The sequence below is a fragment of the Amorphus sp. MBR-141 genome, from assembly GCF_053628695.1.
Genome location: NZ_JBRJGW010000072.1, coordinates 1 through 3,945, shown reverse-complemented (window position 1 = coordinate 3,945; position 3,945 = coordinate 1). Strand labels below are relative to the sequence as shown.

The 3,945-nt window shown below is 66.4% G+C and carries 4 protein-coding genes and 2 pseudogenes; all 6 read left to right on the top strand.

Annotation, left to right across the window (positions count from 1 at the left end; genetic code table 11):
- Window positions 1-132 precede the first annotated feature (132 nt).
- A pseudogene (locus tag ACSSVZ_RS27985) lies at window positions 133-293 on the top strand (zincin-like metallopeptidase domain-containing protein); the annotation flags it as partial.
- A gap of 1,047 nt (window positions 294-1,340) precedes the next feature.
- Window positions 1,341-1,673, top strand: coding sequence for a DUF736 domain-containing protein (locus tag ACSSVZ_RS27980; protein WP_453974146.1), 333 nt, complete (start codon window positions 1,341-1,343; stop codon window positions 1,671-1,673).
- Window positions 1,674-1,876: 203 nt separating this feature from the next.
- Window positions 1,877-2,149 carry a helix-turn-helix transcriptional regulator gene (locus ACSSVZ_RS27975; RefSeq protein WP_453974145.1) on the top strand — a complete coding sequence of 91 codons (273 nt, stop codon included), beginning with the start codon at window positions 1,877-1,879 and terminating at the stop codon, window positions 2,147-2,149.
- Window positions 2,146-2,688: a S26 family signal peptidase gene (locus ACSSVZ_RS27970; RefSeq protein ID WP_453974144.1), complete on the top strand. Its 543-nt coding sequence runs from the start codon at window positions 2,146-2,148 to the stop codon at window positions 2,686-2,688. Before ACSSVZ_RS27975 ends, ACSSVZ_RS27970 begins: the two co-directional genes overlap by 4 nt.
- The gene (locus ACSSVZ_RS27965; protein ID WP_453974143.1) at window positions 2,676-3,335 is read left to right on the top strand and encodes a lytic transglycosylase domain-containing protein; all 660 of its coding nucleotides are present in this window, start codon (window positions 2,676-2,678) and stop codon (window positions 3,333-3,335) included. The genes ACSSVZ_RS27970 and ACSSVZ_RS27965 overlap by 13 nt, the downstream gene beginning before the upstream one ends.
- A 134-nt stretch (window positions 3,336-3,469) precedes the next feature.
- A pseudogene (locus ACSSVZ_RS27960) lies at window positions 3,470-3,880 on the top strand (IS110 family transposase); the annotation flags it as partial.
- Between the last annotated feature and the right edge of the window lie 65 nt (window positions 3,881-3,945).

Here is a 3,945-nt window from a genome sequence, read left to right as displayed (position 1 = left end):
ATCACCGACGTTGCCGAAACCCTCATCACCATTGCCGCCTCAGCTACCCTCCTGCGCCGATGGCAATGAACCAACCCCCTTCTCAAACGCGCTCTAAGCTCAGGCAACAGACGGTCAAGCGTCCGACGGGCCGGCAATGGTAGCCGGCTCGGTCGCGACCTTACGGGGCGTTCGGCTTCACCCGCGCCGCGCTCGGGATCGAACCGACGGTGCGGTACGCGGACTATATTGCCTTCTGGGTCGGGGTTCTCCGCGAGGACAACCGCGCCATCTTCCAAGCGGCGGCTCAGGCCTAGTACGCCGCCGATTTCCTGCTTCAGTTCGATGAGAAAGCCGACGGAAAGGTGGCTGGCACGGTCTGAGGGCCCCGACACAGAAGGGATGCGGTCCCCAGCCTTCCATTGGGCTGCGGCTGCATCTCGACCGGCGGACTCGATCGGATTGCGGTGGTGACGCGGGCAGACCGACCATATTGCGTCTACGGTTCTGCATGTTTCCAAGGACAGCGGTCGCGGCCCTGCAACTGTCGGGCGCGCGGGCGCAGGGCCTGCACCGACGAGCGGGGCAGGGCTCCGGAAGTCGTTGGCGACGATCCGGATATTGCCCGACACGACGGCACGCGTCGCATGATTGAGCGGATCGAGCGACGGCCCTGACGGTGGCGCGAGCGAGAGTTCGAGTTCGGAACCGGTCTCTAGATCGACGTGGACCGACCGGGCGACGCCACGCAGACGGATCCGATGGTTGCCTCGGGCGCAGCCGCCCAATGATCGGGACGGCCGTCGTTTCAGCATCGGTCGGCCACCACGTTTGCGGGTCTTCACCGGCGGGGACGAGAGCGAGGTGGGCGCCGGACGTGGGCTTTCTCATGCTCACGAGGCACCCATCGTAAGCGCGCGGAGGGCATCGCAGACCTGGCTGTCAGTGCCCGGCTGGCGGTGATGTCGCGCCTTGAGCGTTGTCGGAACAGCAGGTGCCGCATCAATTGCGGGTGATTTGGCAGGCCCGTATCGCGCGCCTACGTCGGCGGGCGTCGCGCCGATGCCGGTCATCGGCCTGGGTCCTCCATCGGGACCATGCATCCACTCGCCTGCTTCGGCTGGTCGACCTATGGCGGTCTTCGGTCCGGCACAACCGGCGCTCAGTCGCCATTTTCCCCGCCCGTTTCCGCGGTGCTCCAACGGGCTTCCTCGCGCTGCTTCGCTCCAAAATAGCTCTCCTCCGCCGGTCCTACGCTGGCGCTTCGGCCCTTGCGGGTGTGCCGACCGCGCGACCGCCATCCACGGTCTGCCGCAAGCAGGGCGATGGACGCCCTGCACGATCGAATGGAGGATCGAACCATGGCAGCCATCGGCTACCTCACCCGCCAGACGGACGGCTCCTACAAGGGCTTCGTCAACACTCTCAGCATCCGGCGCAGCGTCGTACTCGTGCCGAACCGCGACAAGGACACCGAGAACCAGCCCGATTTCCGGGTCTTTACCGACGACCGCGAACACGTCGAGCTCGGTGCCGGATGGGAGCGTGTCGGCCAGGTTTCGGGCAGCGCCTACGTCTCCTTGAGCCTCGCCGCACCGGAGTTTGGACCGCGCAAGGTCTACGCAAATCTTGGCCGCGCTGCCGGCCAGGACGACCCGGACACCTTTGCCATCATCTGGAACCCGGCCGACTGACGGCCGGCTCCTGCGGCTCCGCGCAAATCCGCGCGGGGCCGTTCTCGCCCCTCCTGTACGCCGAAGTCGTGGCTCGGCGAAGGGGGGCGAATTCCCGCCCATGAGTCTTCGCCGGTCCCCAACGGCGTCGCCTCCGACGATCCTCGCCGACACCGAAGCGGCCCTCTCGGCCGCGATCCGAACCTCCAAACGGCGAGGAGATCATGGACGACGAGAACGCTCGTGCGGCCCGTGCCAAGCGCGGAAGCCCGTTCCTGAACACCGCCCAGGCCGCCTTCTATGTGGGACTGTCGGCGCGGACCCTGGAGAAGATGCGAACCGCCGGCACCGGCCCGATCTACCGCAAGCACGGACGATATGTCCGCTATCACATCGACGATCTCGACGCCTGGTCGGAAGGGCGGACGACAAGCGCGGGCGACGCTCACTCTTCCGGACAATCCGACGCTCCAGGCAAGCCGGGAGGACAGCGATGAACGCGTGGTGGTTGCTACGGAAGGGCCCGCATGAGTTCCGGCGTCGCCTGTCGATCGTCGGCATCGCCGCGCTCGGCATCGGATTGATTGCCGGTCCGGGGATTTTCGAACCGCATCCGCTGCTCGTCTGGAACGCCAGCGCGAGCACGCCGATCGGTCTCTATTGGCGCGTCACTGGCGCGCCCAAGCGCGGTGATTTCGTCCTCGTTCGCCCGCCCGACGAAGTGGCCCGGCTTGCGGCCGCGCGCGGCTATCTTCCGCGCGGTGTGCCGCTCGTCAAACGGGTCGCAGCCCTTGCCGGTGACGAGGTTTGCGCCTTCCACGAGGCGATCATCATTGCCGGCACTGTGGCCGTCAAACGCCTCAGGAACGATGGGGCGGGGCGTCGTCTGCCGTGGTGGAACGGCTGCGGCAAGCTCGCCCCGGCCGAGGTCTTTCTCGCCACGAAAGGTGTTCCGGCGTCGTTCGACAGCCGATATTTTGGGCCGGTCCCGATCGACCACGTGATCGGGAGGCTCGTGCCGCTATGGACCGAATGAGCCTTCTGGTCGCGGCCGTCCTCGCCTTCGCACCGCTGCAGATCGTTCCCTTGGCGCTTGCCGAACCGCCGGCGGCAGTCGATCCGCACCTCGCCCGATGGAGTGCGTTCGTGAACGAAGCGTCGGCCCGGTTCGCGATCCCCGATCGCTGGATCTACGCCGTCATCGATGCCGAAAGCGGCGGCCGAACCACCGTCGACGGCGCCCCAATCACGTCGGATGCTGGTGCCGTTGGGTTGATGCAACTGATGCCGGAGACCTATCGGGACATGCGGATGCAGCACGGTCTCGGGCTCGACCCGCACAACCCGCGCGACAACATTCTCGCGGGAACGGCCTATCTGAGGGCGATGTACGACCGCTTTGGATTCCCCGGTCTCTTCGCCGCCTACCATGCCGGACCGGGGCGCTATCGTAAGCATCTGACGACCGGCCGGCCGCTACCGCGGGCGACGGCTGCCTATCTCAACACCCTTCGGAAGGCGGGTGTTGCCGCGTCGGATATCGCGCCGCCAACCGGTAAGACCGGTGCGGATCGGTCGCTATTCTTCGACCGCGGCGGCCGAACCAGCCGCCCGGCGTCGCGCACGCTCTTCATGCGGCGGACCGGCGTCCGCCACGACGAGCGCGGGGAAGAGCGCAGGTGAGGGGAGGTCGGACGGTCGGGTGGAGCAGGGAAGGCGGGAATGCCGCCCGTAATCGGCAGGCCGCGCCTTCAGCGACAGCCGCGGGTGGCTCGGTTGATACAGTTGTTGCCGTCAAACCACGCAGGAGACGGCTGATGGAATTCTTTTGTGGGATGGATGTTGCGATTGAGGAGACGGCGGTGTGTGTCGTCGACGATCGCGGTGAGGTGCATCTGACGGTCAAGGTGGCGACCGAACCGGAGGCGCTGTTCGCTGTGCTCAAACCCTTCGTGGCGCGGCTGCGGCGCGTCGGCCACGAGGCGGGCTCGCTGTCGCCGTGGCTGCACTCCGAGCTCCTGAAACTCGGCCTGCCGGCGGTCTGCCTGGAGACGCGGCATGTGCGCGCCGCGATGTCGGCGCAACGCAACAAGACCGACGAGAAGGACGCGCTCGGCATCGCTCACATCATGCGCACCGGCTGGTTTCGGGCTGCGCATGTGAAGACCGAAGAGTGCTACCGGATGCGCCTGTTGTTGAGAGGTGGCTCGGTTTGTCTGAACAGTTTCCGGGCGATCGCTAAGTGGATTTCTGCCTTGGTTAGGCTGCCATCGTGATTGGTGGCAGCGCATTG

Bases quoted from the DNA above. Each gene is read 5' to 3' on its own strand.
- ACSSVZ_RS27980 (WP_453974146.1), top strand. From the start codon at position 1,341: ATGGCAGCCATCGGCTACCTCACCCGCCAGACGGACGGCTCCTACAAG.
- ACSSVZ_RS27975 (WP_453974145.1), top strand. From the start codon at position 1,877: ATGGACGACGAGAACGCTCGTGCGGCCCGTGCCAAGCGCGGAAGCCCG.
- ACSSVZ_RS27970 (WP_453974144.1), top strand. From the start codon at position 2,146: ATGAACGCGTGGTGGTTGCTACGGAAGGGCCCGCATGAGTTCCGGCGT.
- ACSSVZ_RS27965 (WP_453974143.1), top strand. From the start codon at position 2,676: ATGGACCGAATGAGCCTTCTGGTCGCGGCCGTCCTCGCCTTCGCACCG.